Origin of the sequence: Intestinimonas butyriciproducens (assembly GCF_016901775.1) — a bacterium.
Taxonomy (GTDB): Bacteria; Bacillota; Clostridia; order Oscillospirales; family Butyricicoccaceae; genus Pseudobutyricicoccus.
The window spans coordinates 25,757-42,787 of record NZ_JACJKW010000022.1 but is presented as its reverse complement, the minus strand read 5'-3'; the positions used below and the strand labels follow the sequence as shown (position 1 = coordinate 42,787).

General features: G+C 50.9%; 20 protein-coding genes. 16 read left to right on the top strand and 4 right to left on the bottom strand.

Features of this window, described 5'->3' with window-relative positions:
- The first annotated feature begins 20 nt into the window (after positions 1-20).
- From H6A25_RS11095 to H6A25_RS11070, 7 genes are all read left to right on the top strand, one after another.
- Positions 21-1,076, top strand: a complete 1,056-nt coding sequence (locus H6A25_RS11095; RefSeq protein ID WP_430651175.1) for a DUF6017 domain-containing protein — start codon at positions 21-23, stop codon at positions 1,074-1,076.
- A gap of 30 nt (positions 1,077-1,106) precedes the next feature.
- Entirely contained in the window at positions 1,107-1,469 is a 363-nt protein-coding gene (locus tag H6A25_RS13200; protein WP_243423346.1) for a DUF4316 domain-containing protein, read from the top strand.
- A gap of 683 nt (positions 1,470-2,152) precedes the next feature.
- On the top strand, positions 2,153-2,665 hold the full coding sequence (locus H6A25_RS11090) for a hypothetical protein (protein WP_204752186.1): 513 nt from the start codon (positions 2,153-2,155) through the stop codon (positions 2,663-2,665).
- Between the two features lie 19 nt (positions 2,666-2,684).
- Entirely contained in the window at positions 2,685-2,990 is a 306-nt protein-coding gene (locus H6A25_RS11085) for a hypothetical protein (protein ID WP_204752185.1), read from the top strand.
- Positions 2,944-3,501, top strand: coding sequence for a class I SAM-dependent methyltransferase (locus H6A25_RS11080; RefSeq protein WP_243423340.1), 558 nt, complete (start codon positions 2,944-2,946; stop codon positions 3,499-3,501). The genes H6A25_RS11085 and H6A25_RS11080 overlap by 47 nt, the downstream gene beginning before the upstream one ends.
- 14 nt (positions 3,502-3,515) lie before the next feature.
- Positions 3,516-4,175, top strand: a complete 660-nt coding sequence (locus H6A25_RS11075) for an L-2-amino-thiazoline-4-carboxylic acid hydrolase (protein ID WP_204752183.1) — start codon at positions 3,516-3,518, stop codon at positions 4,173-4,175.
- Positions 4,176-4,190: 15 nt separating this feature from the next.
- Positions 4,191-5,057, top strand: a complete 867-nt coding sequence (locus tag H6A25_RS11070; protein WP_087238580.1) for an alpha/beta fold hydrolase — start codon at positions 4,191-4,193, stop codon at positions 5,055-5,057.
- Positions 5,058-5,105: 48 nt separating this feature from the next.
- On the opposite strand, the gene H6A25_RS11065 is transcribed toward H6A25_RS11070, so the two are convergent.
- The 3 genes from H6A25_RS11065 to H6A25_RS11055 all read right to left on the bottom strand — a co-directional run bounded on the left by H6A25_RS11065 (position 5,106) and on the right by H6A25_RS11055 (position 7,174).
- Positions 5,106-5,441, bottom strand: coding sequence for a DUF6050 family protein (locus H6A25_RS11065; RefSeq protein ID WP_087293322.1), 336 nt, complete (start codon positions 5,439-5,441; stop codon positions 5,106-5,108).
- Positions 5,442-5,534: 93 nt separating this feature from the next.
- Positions 5,535-6,884 (bottom strand): relaxase/mobilization nuclease domain-containing protein, encoded by a 1,350-nt coding sequence (locus H6A25_RS11060; protein ID WP_204752182.1) that lies wholly within the window; start codon positions 6,882-6,884, stop codon positions 5,535-5,537.
- On the bottom strand, positions 6,845-7,174 hold the full coding sequence (locus H6A25_RS11055; RefSeq protein WP_025654200.1) for a plasmid mobilization protein: 330 nt from the start codon (positions 7,172-7,174) through the stop codon (positions 6,845-6,847). Before H6A25_RS11055 ends, H6A25_RS11060 begins: the two co-directional genes overlap by 40 nt.
- Before the next feature lie 302 nt (positions 7,175-7,476).
- Here H6A25_RS11055 and H6A25_RS11050 point away from each other — a divergent pair, with 302 nt between their 5' ends.
- The 7 genes from H6A25_RS11050 to H6A25_RS11020 all read left to right on the top strand — a co-directional run bounded on the left by H6A25_RS11050 (position 7,477) and on the right by H6A25_RS11020 (position 15,480).
- Positions 7,477-8,532 carry a helix-turn-helix domain-containing protein gene (locus H6A25_RS11050; protein ID WP_345941609.1) on the top strand — a complete coding sequence of 352 codons (1,056 nt, stop codon included), beginning with the start codon at positions 7,477-7,479 and terminating at the stop codon, positions 8,530-8,532.
- A 117-nt stretch (positions 8,533-8,649) separates the two neighbouring features.
- The gene (locus tag H6A25_RS11045; RefSeq protein ID WP_204752181.1) at positions 8,650-9,255 is read left to right on the top strand and encodes an MptD family putative ECF transporter S component; all 606 of its coding nucleotides are present in this window, start codon (positions 8,650-8,652) and stop codon (positions 9,253-9,255) included.
- A gap of 3 nt (positions 9,256-9,258) precedes the next feature.
- On the top strand, positions 9,259-9,936 hold the full coding sequence (locus H6A25_RS11040; RefSeq protein ID WP_204752180.1) for an energy-coupling factor transporter transmembrane component T family protein: 678 nt from the start codon (positions 9,259-9,261) through the stop codon (positions 9,934-9,936).
- Positions 9,936-11,417, top strand: a complete 1,482-nt coding sequence (locus H6A25_RS11035; RefSeq protein WP_204752179.1) for an ABC transporter ATP-binding protein — start codon at positions 9,936-9,938, stop codon at positions 11,415-11,417. The genes H6A25_RS11040 and H6A25_RS11035 overlap by 1 nt, the downstream gene beginning before the upstream one ends.
- 122 nt (positions 11,418-11,539) lie before the next feature.
- Complete coding sequence (locus H6A25_RS11030; protein ID WP_204752188.1) at positions 11,540-13,348, top strand: ABC transporter ATP-binding protein; 1,809 nt, start codon at positions 11,540-11,542, stop codon at positions 13,346-13,348.
- A complete protein-coding gene (locus H6A25_RS11025) occupies positions 13,341-15,089 on the top strand; it encodes an ABC transporter ATP-binding protein (RefSeq protein ID WP_204752178.1) in 1,749 nt (582 codons plus the stop codon). The genes H6A25_RS11030 and H6A25_RS11025 overlap by 8 nt, the downstream gene beginning before the upstream one ends.
- A 19-nt stretch (positions 15,090-15,108) precedes the next feature.
- The gene (locus tag H6A25_RS11020) at positions 15,109-15,480 is read left to right on the top strand and encodes a metal-dependent transcriptional regulator (protein ID WP_204752177.1); all 372 of its coding nucleotides are present in this window, start codon (positions 15,109-15,111) and stop codon (positions 15,478-15,480) included.
- A 61-nt stretch (positions 15,481-15,541) separates the two neighbouring features.
- Here H6A25_RS11020 and H6A25_RS11015 read toward each other — a convergent pair whose 3' ends face one another.
- Entirely contained in the window at positions 15,542-15,838 is a 297-nt protein-coding gene (locus H6A25_RS11015) for a helix-turn-helix domain-containing protein (protein ID WP_204752176.1), read from the bottom strand.
- Positions 15,839-16,367: 529 nt separating this feature from the next.
- On the opposite strand from H6A25_RS11015, the gene H6A25_RS11010 reads away from it, so the two are divergent.
- The gene (locus tag H6A25_RS11010) at positions 16,368-16,793 is read left to right on the top strand and encodes an RNA polymerase sigma factor (protein ID WP_243423339.1); all 426 of its coding nucleotides are present in this window, start codon (positions 16,368-16,370) and stop codon (positions 16,791-16,793) included.
- Positions 16,786-17,028, top strand: a complete 243-nt coding sequence (locus tag H6A25_RS11005; protein ID WP_204752174.1) for a helix-turn-helix domain-containing protein — start codon at positions 16,786-16,788, stop codon at positions 17,026-17,028. The genes H6A25_RS11010 and H6A25_RS11005 overlap by 8 nt, the downstream gene beginning before the upstream one ends.
- Positions 17,029-17,031 lie beyond the last annotated feature (3 nt).

Genomic DNA, 17,031 nt, shown 5'->3' with positions numbered 1-17,031 from the left:
GAAGGAAGGAGGTATCCAATATGGCGGTATTCCGCATTGAGAAAACCCGCGATTACACGGTGATGTCCAACCATCACCTGCGGGACAAGTCGCTCTCGCTGAAAGCGAAAGGCCTTCTCTCCCTCATGCTCTCCTTGCCGGAGGAATGGGACTATACCACCAAGGGGCTGGCTCGGATCTGCAAAGATGGCGTTGACAGCATCTGCGCCGGGGTGCGGGAGCTGGAGGAACACGGCTATGTGATCCGCCAGCGGGTCCGCAACGCAAACGGTCAGCTCGGCGCCATCGAGTACACCATCCTGGAGCAGCCCAGACCGCCGGAACTAAAACCGGAAAAACCTGAACGGGAAAATCCAGTCTTGGATAATCTTGAACAGGCTTCCCCTGTCTTGGAAGAACCTGAACAGGGAAACCCCGCACAATTAAATACTAATAGATCAAGTAAAGAAAAATCAAAAAAAGATCTATCAAGTACGGAAGGATCAAATCCTATCCTATCAAGCCCCCAAACCCCCAGGGGCTCGGACCGGAAGGGACGGGACCGGATGCGGGAGCGGGAAAGCTATCGGGAATTGATTTTGGAGAACATCGAGTATGACTGCCTCATCCGAAACCATCCGCTTGACCGGGACCGTCTGGACGAGCTGGTGGAGCTCATGGTGGACACGGTGTGCTCTAACCGGGAGACCATCCGCATTGCCGGGGACGACTATCCGGCGGAGGTGGTCAAGTCCCGGTTCCTGAAGCTGGACAGCTCCCATATCGAGTATGTACTGGACCGGATGCGGGAGAACACCACCTATACTGTGGACTCCGCAAATTATGAACTGGTTTATGCCGCACCTCTTACCCCCGGCGAAACGCTGGAAACGATCTATCGGGATCTGAACATGGACCGGCCGGATAATTTTCACGGCCACTCTCTATCGGTTTCGGATGTAGTCGTACTGCGGGAGTATGGTAAGGAGACCGCTCATTACTGCGACCGCTTCGGCTTTTCGCAAGTGCCGGAGTTTCTGCGGGAGCAGCAGCGGGAACTTATTCCAGATGCCCTGGAGACCGGCGAAACGGTGTGAACCCCCAGGGGCACCTTCCATGTGACGGATATGAGCCGGGAGCAGATGGAGGCGGCCGGGTACGGCCTGCACCACCAGTCTGACGATGGAAAGTATCTTATCATGGACAACGGCGCCAGAGCTTTTGCTGTTCTGGCGGAGCATCCGGAAAAAGAGAACCCTCTGCGCACCGCCGAGATGACCCTGGAGGACGACTACGGGATGATCGACGGGGTGCTGAACAACGGCCGCAAAGGTGAGGAGCAGGAGAAGGCCCAGGGCGAAGCGCATAGGGGCGCCCCGGAGAAGCGCCCTTCCATCCGGGAGCGGCTGGCGGAGGCCAAACGGGAGTGCGGCGAGCGCAAGCCCCCGGACAGGGCCCAGCAGAAGAAGCCCCCGGAGCATGACCTGTGAGCCGGAGCAAGAAGTGGCGGCTGGAATGGTCCTTCTTCCTCGGGGAGAACGGCCGCCGCAGATATAACAAGATCTGCAAGGGTTGTGTCCATCCCTGCAAGCAGAGCTTCCGGGCAGTCCTCATCGCCTGTCCCCATTACCAGTCCGCACGCTCGAAAAAATGCGGGAATAGGGGTTGAAAACGGGCTGAAAAATCGCCTGTGGCGGCTTTTCCGGGAGCCGCCCTTATGATTTCCCCATGTGGGCCTCTCCCTCTGATTTGAGGGGGGACAAAGAGGCTGTTTTGAACACTTTTCCATAACAGAGTGGGAGCGCCGCCTTCGGTTTAGGCCGAGGGTGACGCTCCCGCTTCTTTTTTTGTTCTCTTTTTTCTCTTTCAATCAGGATCGGACGGGAAGGATATTCGCCGTAGTAGGCGCTGTGGGAATGTGCGTAAACGGTCATGCTTGCGGAACTGTGGGAAACGATGTTTGCGGGCTGTGGGAAAGCCGGCGGCTTTTCCATCGGGCCGTGAATATCTGTTTTCCATCGGCGGAGCGGCCGTTTTCCACATTTCCATAGTGCAAAATCGCAGGAAGGCATCAATGGTGCATTGCTTTTTCACGCGGGATAAGGTATACTGAATATATATCGGTTAGTTATTGCTAACCTTATGATTACTTACAAGTGAAAGGGGGATATATGTGAATTGGACACGCACCATCCTGGACGGGATTGCCATGGCGGCCTATTTTAACCTGTTCGCCGCGGCGGTGGCGCTGTATAGGCCCCGGCTGATGTTTCCCTGCTATCCGACCGCCATCATCAAGGCGGCAAAAGATCCGCCGACAAAGGCCGAAAACCGTTTTTACCGGCTTTGGATCTGCTTCGGGGAGTTGCTGCCCCTCCTTCTTTATGGTGCGGTCAGCACTGTGGAGGGCGGGACAACCGGCTTCTGGCGTTTGGCCCTGACGGGATATATCCAGTGGATGGTCGTCAATGTCTGTGATCTGCTTTTTCTGGACTTCTGGCTGATACAGAAAAAAGCAAAACGCCGTTTTATCATCTCAGGAACCGAAGGGCACCCAGGCTATGGGTTCAAAGCCTGGATGAAGGAATACGCTCTGCCGGAGCATCTGCTCCAGTGGCCGCTCTTGCTGTGCCCCCTCATGGCGGCGGCCCAGGCGGGATTGTGTCTGCTGCTGCAAAAAATTTGATCATAAGGAGATGGTTCAAATGAAGCAAAATCAAGTTCAGCAAAAAGAGATCCGCCTTGGGACGCATGGGGAGAATTACGGGAGCTGGATGTCAAACCCTGTTTTCTATGTGCTAGGCGCCCTTTTGGCGCTGTCTGTGGTACTGGCGGTGCTGTCATTTACAGTGTTCCATATCACGGTGCTTGGCGTGGTGTTTGTGATAGCCGCAGCGATCCTGCTGGCGCTGCTCCTGTGGTGCGCCTGGATACGGCGGCAGTATGCCTTTGGGGGGCGGCGGCATGATGGATCGGACTCACCTGGTTGTCCTCTCCCATCTGGATTTTGACGGGCAAGGGCAGCTTCTGGAAGTAGGCTGCGGCTCCGGGCCATTGTCCATCCGGGCGGCCCTGATGTGGCCGGAGGCAAAAGTAACGGGCATCGACTATTGGGGCGCGGCCTACGGCTACGGCCAGGCCATGTGCGAGAAAAACGCCGCAAGCGAGGGCGCGGCGGCCCGGTGCGTATTCAAGCATGGGGACGCGAACAAGCTGGACTTCCCGGACAAGAGTTTCGACGCCGTGGTGAGCAACTATGTCTACCACAATGTAATGGGTGCGGACAAGCAGGCTCTGCTGTTGGAGACCCTGCGGATGCTGAAAAAAGGCGGCGTGTTCGCCCTCAACGATGAGATGAAGCCCCACATGTACGGGAACATGGAGGCCTTCGCCCAGGAACTGCGGGACATGGGATATGCGGATGTACGGCTCATCGACACGGCCCAGGAGGCTTTCGGTTCCCGCCGCCGGGCGGCCATGATGATGCTGGGCGACTCCCGGATGCTGGTGGGGCGGAAGTAAGACGGAGGTTTGTCATGAACTATACATATTGTGAAAGGCTGATGTGGGTTGCCATCGCTCCTGCCGCATTTCGGTATCTGGCAAGGCAGGAGTTGGGATGGGATATTTCTGCGTTAAAGCAGCTCTCTAAGCAGATTTACCGGCAAATGGTATCCCGTACCCCGGATATTGGCTCCATGATGGAAAACCCGTTACGGGTCTGCCTGACTGGTGGAATTCTATGGCTGTCTATCTATAAGGCGGCAGAAGGAAAAATGAGTGAAAAGTGCTTTGAGGGCATGGTAAGTGCCAGTATGCGTTCTCCTCTGGTTGTGACCGCCTTCCGGGGCAAAGCCAAGACTGCATTTACATTGAAGGCTCAATATAAGCGAGCAGCGACTGCATCTTTGGCGGATGCAGATAGGAACCCCTTTCAGTGGAATGCCGAGGTCATCTTCGGCCGGGATGCAGAGGAATATACGATCCTTTACCACCAGTGCGGTCTGTGTGCCCTGGGCCGACAGGAGGGCCTTCCTCATCTGGTTCCCTATCTATGCGCTCTGGACACGATGTCCGTCGACTGGATGGGTGGGCGGCTCTACCGTACCAAAACACTGGCTGCTGGCGGAGACTGTTGTGACTTTTATATCTGCAAAAAGGGTTCCCGTTGGGACAAAGAACGGCAGGGAAAATAGAAAGAGGAAGATTTGATGACGCTTGCAGAATTTCGCCGGGTTTATCCAACCGCTGCCTTCACGGTCAGCAGCGGGAAACTCTTTACCTATCGCTACTATCAAAATCCCCAGGCCAAAGCCACGCTGGTCCTGCTCACGGGCGGCATTGGGCTGTCCGACCTGTTTTATAAGCACTTTGCCCGGTTCGCCAGGGATTTTTCGGTGCTGACCTTTGACTATCAGCTCCAGTTCGGGGACAACGGCGAGTTTGCCGATGCCGTGGCTGAACTACTCCGCCACCTGAAGGAAAAGGTCTGGCTGGTGGGACAGTCCCTGGGCGGCGTAGTGGCCCAGGTCATCGCCTCCCGCCACCCGGAAGTGGTGGAGGGGCTGGTCCTCTCCAACACCTGCTCGCTGTCCGGCAACATGAGCAAGGCCGGGTATCAGGATCTGATGAAGATAATCGAAAGCCAGCGGAAGTTCAAAAAATGGCTTGCCTTCCTGCCGTTTCCGCTCATCAAGCGGATGATGAGATGGGCGGTGATGAAAAAGAAAACCGATGGCTTTACAGCCCAGGAAAAGGCCGCTATGGAGGAACTGTGCGGCGCTATGATGGAACTGCTCACCAAGCCCTATGAACAGCACATGATTGACTTTCTCTGTGACGCAGAACACTACTTTGGCATGACCCGCAATGATTTTGCCCCGTGGGAGGGGCGGGTGCTGCTGATTTTGTCCGAGGACGACACCACCTTCACCCCGGCCTGCCGGGAGGACCTGATCGCCCTGATGCCAAGTCCCACGGTGGTCACCGACCTGACCGGCGGCCACCTGGCGCTGATGGTGCGGCTGGAACAGTATGCGGATCTGGTAACAAAATTTATTCTGGAGCGGACACCATGAGGAGAGCCGGCTGGTCAATGCCAGCCGGCTCTCTATCATTTGTCCATCTCAATATCCCACGATCAGGCGGTAGATGGTGAGGGGCACATACCATGCCGCCACCAGCAGGCGCCACACCAGGACGAAGCCGCCGATGATGCCGCCGATCACGAAGTTCAGAACAAACAGGGCGGCGCCGCCGCCCAGGGAGTCGCCGCCCGGCACGATCCACACGCACATCCGATGGATGCCGAAGGGCAGGCCGCAGAGTATCCAGAGCCAGAGAAGATCCAGCTCTCCATTCCTGATGCAGGCGGATTTGAAAATACAGTACAGCAGCCCGGCGATGGCGACGGGCAAAACTGCCTTCTTGAAAAATTCCTTAACGGCCTCGGTTCTCGTCATTGGCGGCACCTCCATTCCTGCCTCCCATTATACAGATAAAATCAGACCGCGCCCAGGGGCCTTTGAAAAGTCCGGCAAAGCGCACAATCCTACCTATTCCAGTTCGTGATTCCGCTGCCTCTGCGGTTCGGCTTCCCTTGGCTTTTCCAGCAGGGCCTCCACATTCTGGCGGAGGGTGTCGTACTCCCGCTCCTCCCGCTGGGCCTTCCGATATTCCGATTGCAGGGCGGTCCGCCTGGCGGTGAGTTCGTCCATCTCGGCCCGGAGCCGCTTGGTGGCGGGCAGTGGAACGGCATTCAGGCGTTTCAATTCCCTTGCCGCCGCCTCGAACAGGATGATCTCGCCCTCATGTCCCCGGAGGAACTTCTCCTTGTCCCTGGACTGGCGGTATTCCTCATACAGGGGACGGAGCTGGCGATAGGTGGCGGCGTGCTTCATGGTGAGGGTCAGCCGCTCCATTTCCTTCTCTGTTGCCCGGAGGTCTGCCTTCGCCCTGGCGGTGGCGGCCTCCGCCCCGTCGCACCGCTCGGACAGGTCTTCCAAACTTCCGATGCCATGCTCCGTCAGGAAGTTCAGCGTTTCCGCCGCCCGCTTCAAGTTCTCGATGGCCGTCCAATGCTTGTAGCCGGCGCTCTGCTGGGCTTTGATGTTGTTTTGGATGTCGATGAGCAGGCTGGGCTTCCCGGTGCGCTGCTTCGGCTGGCGGGAGGGGCTTGGCCTGCCGGCGATCCGGGCGGTCAGGGCCTCCTCGGCGTAGTCGGCACCCAGGGTCTTCAGACGGGTGAACCGCTCCTGGCCCGGCGCCCTGGCGGATATGTACTTGCCCCGTTTCAGTTCGTACCCTTCCCGCTGGAGGCGGCGGAGCAGGTCCTCCAGGTCAGAGCAGCCGGGCAGGAGCCGGTCGATGGCGGCGCGCAGCTTCGCCTTGTAGCTGGTGCCGTTCTGTTCTGCCTGGTGCTCGATGTAGCTCTTGCCCTTGTCACGGCCGGGATCGATGACAGATAGGCCATGCTCCTTGCAGATACGGTCGCTGGTGCGGCGGATAAAGTGGTAACTCCGCTTATTGGAGTGATAATGCTTGTGGTCCTGAAAGCTGACCGCATTGAAAATCAGGTGATTATGGACGTGATTCCTGTCTATGTGGGTGGTAAGGACAAATTCATATTTGCCGCCCAGGACCTCCCGCGCCAGCTCCATGCCGATCCGGTGGGCCTCCTCCGGCGTGACCTCCCCAGGTTCAAACGCCTGGATGAGATGTCGGCCCAGGTTCGTGCCCTTGTCGATGGCATGGCGGCGGGTCCAGGCAAATTCGATGTCGGCGGTCTCCGCAGTGCAGCCGAAGGAGGACACCAGCAGCTTCCCATCCGTCTTGTCGGGATTGCAGATATAGTCGATGGCCGCTTTCAGCGTTGACTTAATAGGATGCGTCTTTGTAACTGCCATATCTGCTCCAATCTCTCCAGGATCTCCTCCATATCGGCTTGATAGGTTGGGCCGCCGGCGTTCACCCTCTTGGCGATTTGATTGATGTTCCGGCCGATGGAGCCCAGGGCCTTTGTCATCTCCTTGATGTCGGTGGTGTCCACCTGAATAATGTATCCGTCAATCGCCATCTTCCGCAGATATGCCCCATACCGCTTTGTGGGAAGCTGCGCCATCTTCTCGTCGATGAGCCGCTTCTCCTCCTCCGTCACCCAGAACTTCATCTGGATGTTCCGCTTTCTGTTTACCATTCCGCTTCGCCTCCGTTTCTTATAAGGGTCTGGGACTATCCCAGCAAGCAATTTTCGTGTTTAGGGGCAGGGGTCCCCCTAAACCGAAAATCCGCCAGTGGGTACTCGCTGGCTGTGCTTGCTACCGAAACCCTACCCTCGTATTTACCCTCTACTAATACTACAATTTGAAATGGAGATTTTGGCTATTTCCATCTAAAAATCTTTAACGTCATGGGCCTTTATCAAAATTTGACACAGAAAAAATTATCACATATACTTAATAGCAGTTAGTTATGGCGAACTGAAGGGAGGAATGGGTAGTGCTGACCTATGAAAAACAAGCACTCTCTGGCGCGATTGAAGTATTATTGCGGTCTGAATTACCAGATGAATTTGAAGGAACAAAGCTATACGGCTCTCCCGAAGAAGATGAACTGCGGCAGGATTGCAAAATTTTCCGACTGTCGAATGAAACAGGGTATGGACGGATCACTGTTTATCATGTTTTTCCGGGTATCGAGCTTTACTACAACGATATGCACATAGGCTATTGCAATCAAAATCAGGCCACTGCAAAAAATATGATAGAGATTAACCACTGCCTGATTGGACGTTTCGAGTGCAGTTTCGGTGAAAATAGCTGCTGCTATATGGCGGAAGGCGATTTGTCGATCAGCTCCATGATGAAGAAAAAGTCAAATTCGTGTTTTCCGCTGAACCACTATCACGGTATTTCTATCATCATCAATCTGGATGAATTGCTGCCGGAAGTACGGCAAATCATGGAGCTATTGAATATTGATTTGCATTACATACAAAAATATATTTGCGAAGGAAACCGTTGTTGTATCATGCGGGCCAATCCATCTATTGAACATATCTTTTCTGAACTTTATCATATCAGGGAAAAAAGAAAACCGGGATACATGAAAATCAAAACACTCGAATTGCTCCTGTTTTTGAGTGATCTCAACACAGCGGAGGAAGTTTTGCAGACGGATTATTTCAACCAAAATCAAGTTGCATTGATTAAGGCAGTAGCGTCCTATATTACGGAGGACTTGACAGCACATCACACGATTGAGCAGCTTTCCCAGAAATTCGAGATTTCTACAACAGCATTGAAAAAGTGCTTTCGAGGCGTCTATGGAACCTCTGTCTATTCTTATCTTCGTACCTATCGGCTTCAAGTCGCCAAAAAATTGTTGCTGGAAACCGAGTTATCAGTAACGGAGATTGCAAGTAAAATCGGATATGAAAATCCGAATAAATTTACTTCTGCCTTCAAGGAAACGTATGGCAGTTCTCCAACGGAATTCAGAAAGAGTGTCCGTTTGGATAGAAACGAGTCCGTATGGAGTGGCGAAGAAATCTGAGTTGCATTAAAATATCCTTTGTCAGATAAAAGCAGAAAGATCGCTTGAAGCTGGCCTATTTTTTGAATAGTCGGTTAGGTATTGCTAACTTTCTGCAAGACAAAGGAGGATTTCCAAATGGAAAATGAAAAATCGACAGGCAGCAAGTACACTGTCAAAGACGCGGCAATCATCGGTATCTTCTGTGCGGTCATGTTCGTTGTATTTATGGTCTATTCGACCCTGACCGGCGCTTCACTGTTCTATTCCATGATTTTTAACGCCGCAGGTGCGGCACTTATCCTCGCACCGTTCTATGTTTATATGTGCATGAAAGTCGGCAAGCATGGCCCCGCTCTTGTCTACAATATCATGTGGGCAATTATCGCCGGATTGATGATGGGGCCATTTATGATTCCGTGGTTTTTGGGCGGCGGTATCATCGCAGAGCTTTCCATGTGCGGAAAGGATGCCTACCATGACATTAAGCGTGTGTCCATTTCGTGGGTAATCACGGCATTGGTTCGCGCTGCACATGGTATGTCAGAAATTTGGTTTTTCAAAGACGCATTTCTTGCCACCGGCGTCAGTGAGCAGCAGGTTCAGGTTCAGACCCAGTATTACACCGATCCGAAGTATGTTATTTTGAGCCTGGCTGTCACCGCTATCCTGGCCGTCCTTGGCTGCATGATTAGCAACAAACTGATTGTGAAGCACTTCAGAAAGAGTGGCGCGATTAAATAAACTATGAGCATAAAATTTGATTTTCGGACCAAATTGCTTGTCATAGTTCTCACTATGTCGCTTGTGGCGGTGCTCACAAGCGACATTTTGATATACACACTTTTGGGCGTTTTGAGCGTGTATTTGATTATTCAGGGCTTTGGCAGGCAGACAATAAAATATCTAATCGTCTGCGGTGTTTTTATCGTGTTAAGGCTGCTTTCAGGAGGACAGGGCATTACCATTCTTATGCCGGAAATGTTCTTGTTCATGGTGCTGCGTATTTTGATGATGGTTATGGCGGCGCAGCCTGTGATTGGTATGCCACCAGGAGAAGTAGTGGCCGTTTTCAAGAAAATCCATGCTCCCGATGGAATTGCTTTACCCGTAACCTTCATGCTGCGTTTCTTCCCTACTGTGCGCAGTGAATTTTCTGATGTGTTTGCCTCACTTCGGCTGCGGAAACTACTGTCATGGAAACATCCTCTGGACGCAATGGAGTATATTGTTACGCCTGTTATTTTCCGTTCATCCAGAATAGCTGAAGAACTCGCAGCTTCTGCTGAAAGCAGGGGGATTTCCAATCCGGGAAAACATACCTGCCGCAGGAAGATAGAATTTCAAAAAAGAGATTGGATTATGTGCGTGGTTGCTGTTTGCGTAACCGCACTCTATTTTGTGCTGGAAAGGACGGTAGCATAATGGTAAATGATAAAGCAAGGCGATCCGTTATCCAGTTTGAAGATGTATCTTTTGAATATCCGGGAGCCGAAACAGAAAGTATCCATCATATCAGCCTCGATATAAAAAAGGGCGAGTTCCTTGTTCTGACTGGAGGGAGCGGCTGCGGAAAGACAACTTTAACACGATTGATAAACGGGTTAGCTGAACAATTTTATGAAGGCACAGTGAAAGGGCGAGTCACACTGCTGGGACGCAGCATATCGGAATATCCTCTGTATGAAATTGGGAAAATGGTGGGATCAATTTTTCAAGATCCAAAGAGCCAGTTTTTTGCCAGTATTACAGAGGATGAAATTGCGTTCGGGTGTGAAAACTATGGCGTTCCGTATGAAGAACTGGATGGACGGGTTTCAAGTGCGATCAAATGTATTAACGGAGATATGCTGCGCGGGAAAGAAATTTATCCCATGTCCAGCGGAGAAAAACAGAAAATAGCGGTGGCCTCCGTCAATGCTGTTGACCCGGAAATTTATGTGTTTGATGAACCTTCGGCCAATTTGGATATGTATTCCGTTGAGGCGCTTAAAAATTTGATGGGTGGACTAAAAGCGGAAGGCCACACAATCATTGTTGCTGAACACCGGCTTTATTATCTTACTGACCTTGCAGACCGTTTTCTTTATATGGAAAACGGGAGCATAAAAGAAGAATGGACGGCGGGAGAACTGCTCTCTATTCCAGAAGAAAAAAGACGAGCCATAGGAATACGGGCGGCAGATTTACACCATATTGAAGTAGATATTCCCCCTACAAAAGAAAAAGATATGACGATGGAGGTGAAAAATTTAGCTTTTTCCTATCGCAAACATCCGGTTTTCCACGATATATCTTTTCGGGCGTATGCTGGCGACCTGATTGCGATTGTAGGCCATAACGGAATAGGAAAAACCACTTTGTCGAATATTCTTTGTGGTATGCAAAAGGAAAAAGAGGGTCAGGTCATATATAACGGGACAAAGGTATCTAAAGGCAAAAGGAAGAATTTTGCCTACTTTGTTATGCAAAATACAGATTGCCAGTTGTTTGGGGACAGCGTAGAAGAAGAACTGCTATTGAACGGAAAAGGAAGTACCCAGGAGCAGCGGGATAATCTGCTGAAATTGTATGGCTTGTTTGAATGGAAAGAACGGCATCCCGCTACTCTTTCCGGCGGGCAGAAACAGCGTCTTACTCTTGCAGTATCGGATTGGATAGATACCCCCGTTTTGATTTTGGATGAGCCTACCAGCGGTCTTGATTTCAAAAATATGATGAGAATATCGGAGCATTTGAAAGCTCTGGCGCAAAAAGGAAAGACCATTTTAATCATTACCCACGATTATGAATTTGCCGCTATGACTTGCAATCGGGTTCTGCATTTCGTTGATGAAGGTCATGTAGAAACATTTCCGTTACAGGAAAATTTGTCCCGCTTATATTCCTGCCTTATGTGTCAATGAATTATGTGTCTGATTGGATAGATACGCTCTGTATGGAGTGGCAGAAACAACCGAATGATTTTATGATAATAGACGGGTTAGAAGATGCTAACCCGTCTATTATTGCGAAAGGAGCCTTGCTTATGGATAAGCAAAAAAATGGAGAACTGTCCAGAATGTTCGGATATGCAGGGAAATTCCATGTTTTGACCGTTTTGGGATGTGTTCTCTCCGGGATCAGTACCATTTTATCTATGCTGCCTTTTGTTTGCATTTGGCTCGTCATCCGCGATTTAATCCAGGCTTTTGCTGCCGGGGATATATCTCTTGCAACGGGGAGCGCCTATTATGCGTGGATGGCGGTTGTGTTTGCAGCGGCAAGCATTTTAATTTATTTTATCGCCCTGAACTGTACTCATCTGGCGGCGTTTCGTACAGCCACCAATATGAGAAAATCTGCAATTCATCATATCGTGGCGCTGCCGTTGGGGTATTTCAGCCAAAATGCAAGCGGACGGCTCAGAAAAATCATTGATGATAATGCAGGACTTACAGAAGGGTTTCTGGCCCATCAGCTTCCCGATCTGACCGGAGCCGCAGTTATGCCGGTTGCCGTCATTATTTTGATTTTCCTTTTTGACTGGCGGCTGGGAATTTGCTGCCTGATACCTATGGGAATCAGTGTCATCTTTCTCAAACAGATGATGGGCGGAGATAATGCGCAGTTTATGGGCAAGTATATGACTGCACTGGAAACAATGAATAAAGAAGCTGTGGAGTATATTCGCGGTATTCCTGTTGTAAAAGTATTTCAGCAGACTATTTATTCCTTCAAAAATTTTCACGCTGCAATAGAAGAATACGAACAATTTGCTTCCGGGTATGCCTTAAAATGCCGTATTCCTCTTACTGGATTTACAGTAACACTGAACGGCACATTTGTTTTACTTATTCCAGTCGCCATGTTTATTTTGTCCGGGGTCAGCGGCCAGGCGGCTTATGAAAATGTTGTGCTGGATTTTCTGTTTTACAGTTTGTTTACTCCTGTCTGTGCAACTATGATGAACCGTATCATGTTTGCCAGCGAGCAGCTTATGGCGGCTAAAAGCGCAGTCAGCCGGGTGGATGAAATTTTGCAGGAACAGCCCTTGAAGGAGCCAGAGCAGCCCCTGATCCCGGCAGATGCTTCGATTGTGTTTTCGGATGTTTCCTTCGCCTATCCAGGGGCCAAAGAGAAGGCCTTAGACCATATCAGCTTTGAGGTTCCGGCAGGAAAAACAGTGGCGCTTGTTGGTGCCTCTGGCAGCGGTAAAAGTACAGCAGCAAGTCTCATTCCCCGATTTTATGATGTTCAGTCAGGTACCGTTACGATTGGCGGCGTGGATGTACGCAATATTGAGAAGCAGGAACTGATGGAAAGGGTTGCTTTCGTGTTTCAGAATACCCGTCTGTTCAAGGACACCTTGCTGAATAATATTAAGGCGGCCCGCCCGGACGCTACCAGGGAAGAAGTCCTGAAAGCGGCTGAAGAAGCACAATGCAAAGATATTATTGACCGCCTCCCGGATGGGCTTGATACGCTCGTTGGAACAGGAGGCACATATCTCTCAGGAGGTGAAAATCAAAGGATTGCTCTTGCAAGGGCAATCTTAAAAGACGCCCCTATTATTGTACTGGATGAAGCCACAGCATTTGCAGATGCCGAAAATGAACATCAGATACAGCTCGCTTTTGAGCGGCTGACCCAAAACAAAACGGTTCTGATGATTGCCCACCGGCTCTCTACGATACAAGACGCAGACCTTATCCTGGTGTTCAAGGAGGGGCAGATTGCAGAAAGAGGTACGCATGAAGAATTGGCAGCCTTAAATGGTATTTATTCTTCTATGTGGAAGGATTACCAGACCTCGATTGCCTGGAAGGTCGGAAAGGAGGATGAGCAGCATGATTAAGGCGTTAAAAAAGAAGTATGCGTTAAGCGATCAGGGTGCAAAAGACCTGATAAAAGGGATCGTTTATTCGGTGCTGGCCAATATCAGCCTTATGTTTCCTGTTATTCTTCTGGCTATCGTCCTCAATCAGCTTCTTGCGCCTGTTTTGGGAGCGAGTGCGCCAGAGATCAGTGCCGCCGTTTACACTGTGATTGGAATTGTGATTTTAGCTGTTGTTTTTATATTCCACTATTGCCAGTACACTGCAACATATCTCGGAACCTATGACGAAAGTGCAAGGAGGCGTATCGGTCTTGCGGAAAAATTGCGCACCCTTCCACTGACCTTCTTCCACCAGCGTGATCTTGCTGACCTGACAAGCACTATTATGGGAGACTGTGCAAACTTTGAGCACGCATTTTCCCATACGGTTCCACAATTCTTTGGAGCAGTTATCTCTACGGGGATTGTTTGTATCGGTTTGCTGATTTTCAACTGGCAAATGGGCCTGGCTCTTCTCTGGGTAGCCCCGATTTCATTTGCAATCGTTATTCTGTCACGGAAATGGCAGGAAAAACTCAGCAAAAAGCACATGAACGCAAGACTGGAGCTTGCAGAAGGCATTCAGGAATGTTTGGAAACTGTACAGGATATAAAAGCCTGCAATCAGGAAGAAGATTATCTTCGCAAATTGGACGCAAAGATGGATGCTGCGGAAAAAGCACAAATTTCATCCGAAATGACAACGGCAAGTCTGCTGACAACCGGCCAGATGTTTTTGCGGCTCGGTTTGGCAACGGTGATTGTAGTAGGTAATAGTCTTGTGGTAAGTGGAGATACCTCTCTGTTTACCTATATTCTGTTTTTGATTGCTGCCTCCCGCCTGTACGATCCGCTTTCCGGGGCGATGTCAAATATGGCAGAGCTGTTTTCTGTACAGCTTCAGGTGAACCGCTTGAAAGAAATAGAGGAATACCCGGAAGAAACCGGCGAGAAGAATATCCATACAAACGGGTACGATATTACATTCGATCATGTCCAGTTTTCTTACGAAAAGGGCAAACCGGTACTGAGGGATGTTTCGTTTACTGCAAAGCAGGGACAGGTCACAGCATTGGTTGGCCCGTCCGGCGGCGGCAAAAGTACAGTCGCAAAACTGGCAGCCAAATTTTATCCTCTGGACGGAGGAAGAATACTGTTGGGCGGAACCGATATTGCTCCGCTAAATTCAACCATGTTGATGAAAAACTTCTCTATCGTTTTTCAAGATGTTGTGCTGTTTAATAACACCATCATGGAAAATATTCGTGTCGGTAAAAAGGACGCAACGGACGAGGAAGTGGTTGCCGCAGCTAAAGCAGCGCAGTGTGATGAATTTATTTCAAAATTGCCGGACGGCTATCAGACGGTGATCGGAGAAAACGGTTCAACACTATCTGGCGGTGAGTGCCAGCGCCTTTCTATCGCACGCGCTCTTTTGAAAGACGCTCCTGTTATTCTTTTGGATGAAGCTACTGCCTCTCTTGATGTAGACAACGAAACAGAAATTCAAAATGCAATATCCAGGCTGGTAAAAGGCAAGACGGTTCTTATTATCGCTCATAGAATGAGGACGGTGGAGGCTGCCGATAGTATCGTTGTATTGTCAGATGGTATTGTAGCCGAAAACGGAACTCACGAAGAACTTATGAAAGAAAATGGCCTCTATCGTAGGCTGGTCGATTTGCAGACAGCTTCTGCAAATTGGAAGTTAAGCGTTTAATTCATAAAAGGAGGTACTGATGAAACTTCATGCGTCCGGGGAGGACTATCTGGAAACCATCCTTGTTCTCCAAAAGAAACTCGGTATGGTACGCTCCGTAGATGTGGCCCGGCACCTGGAGGTCACAAAGCCCAGCGTGTGCCATGCGGTGGCGACCCTGCGGGACGGGGGGTTCCTGACAATGGACAGCGACTATTTTCTGCACCTGACCGATGCGGGGCGAGAGGTGGCGGAGCGGATCTACGAAAAGCACCGCTTCTTTACTGACCGGCTGATTGAAGTCAGCGTAGACCCGGAAACAGCGGAACGGGACGCCTGCCGGATGGAGCATGTCATCAGCCAGGAATCCTTCGAGCATCTGCGCGATGCCTATAAAACAAAAAAAGAATGATATGCCCGCATAGCAGACGGGTAAAACAGTAACGCGGCCGGGCACATCGAACCCGACCGCGTTACTCGTCTTTCTGGAAGGTTTCCGCCTGTTTGCAGAGCGCGATAAATTTTTCGATCTCTGCTTCGCTTTTCCCGGCAAAGAAGTCCACAACTGTTTTCGAGACTGTCTGATTTACCATTTCCGGGAAGATGGCGGCGTCCACGCTGATATTCAATTCTTTGGTGACAAGGACCACCGTTTCAAATTTCGGATTACTCTGGCAGGTCTCCAAATCTATGATCGTGCGGGAGTTCATACCGAGGCGTTCAGCTAACTGCTTCTGCGTTAGATGCTGCCGCTTCCGTTCTGACCGCACCTTCCATGCAAATAGATCCAGCGGATTGTTTACTACACATCATCTCTACATCATTGTAGGGTGTGCTTCCGCTCATATAAATAACCATAGAACCCATATTAAATGAGTTATAACTCATGTTTTGGAGTAAAGGGAGATATGGATGAGAGCACCAACACAGAGGAGGTCAAAATAAGGCGGGATTTACCGCTTATGCGGCGGACGCCCATGTCACTACAAAAAATATTCTAATAACGCAGCAGCGAGCCATGCTCATGGAAGTGAGTTATGGCTCGCTTTTTATATATCAGGGCTCACCCATATTGTTTCCCGCTCTTTTGAGCGCCGGCGCCTGGGTGTGGGATGCCGCTCCCCGCCCCGTTTCGTTCCGACCCACTGGCCTGAACGAAACGAAAGGAGCTTATCTATGAGCGGCAAGAAATTTACATATAATCCCCCCACAGCGAAGCCAAAACGGCCCTCCGCTGAACGAGTAGTGAGCGAAAGGGGAAGAAAAGAACTGCCTCCCGGCACGAAGGGAGGTGAGAACTTGAAACCTGACCGCCACTACGAGCACAAGCAGCACGCCTTTGAAAGCTACTGCAAGAAGGTGCTGAAATACGAGGCGTACAACGGCTATCGTGAGATCAGGCGCCGCCAGAAGTGTGAGGCACTGTTCAGCGAACTGTCAGAGGAGGAATTGGCCCAGCTTGCAGTTTATGACCGCTACTCGTGGGAATACACGACCTTCCCTGTGGGAGGGGCCGTGATTCTGATCGAGGATGACCGGCTGGCCGAGGCGCTTCTGGCGCTGCCCCAGGAGGACCGGGACATCTTTATGATGCACTGGTTCCTGAACATGGTAGATCGCGAGATCGCCGAGTACATGAACATGGCCCGCCGGACGGTCAACACCCGCAGGCAAAAAGCCTATCGGCTGCTGAAGGAGCTGATGGGAGGTGAAGCGGATGACTAAATCTGCGAATATGCGGGCGTCACTGATCCCTTATCCGGTGATCGCCGCCGCTGTCGGAGGCAATCCCGAAGCGGTGAACCGGGTGATCCAGCACTATTCCGGCTATATTGCTGCGCTGTCCATGAGGACAAGCTATGACAAAAACGGCTTTCCTCACTCCTTGGTGGATGAAGATATGCGCAGGCGGCTGGAAACGAAGCTGATTATCTCCATCCTGGGCTTTGATCTAAACTAGGCT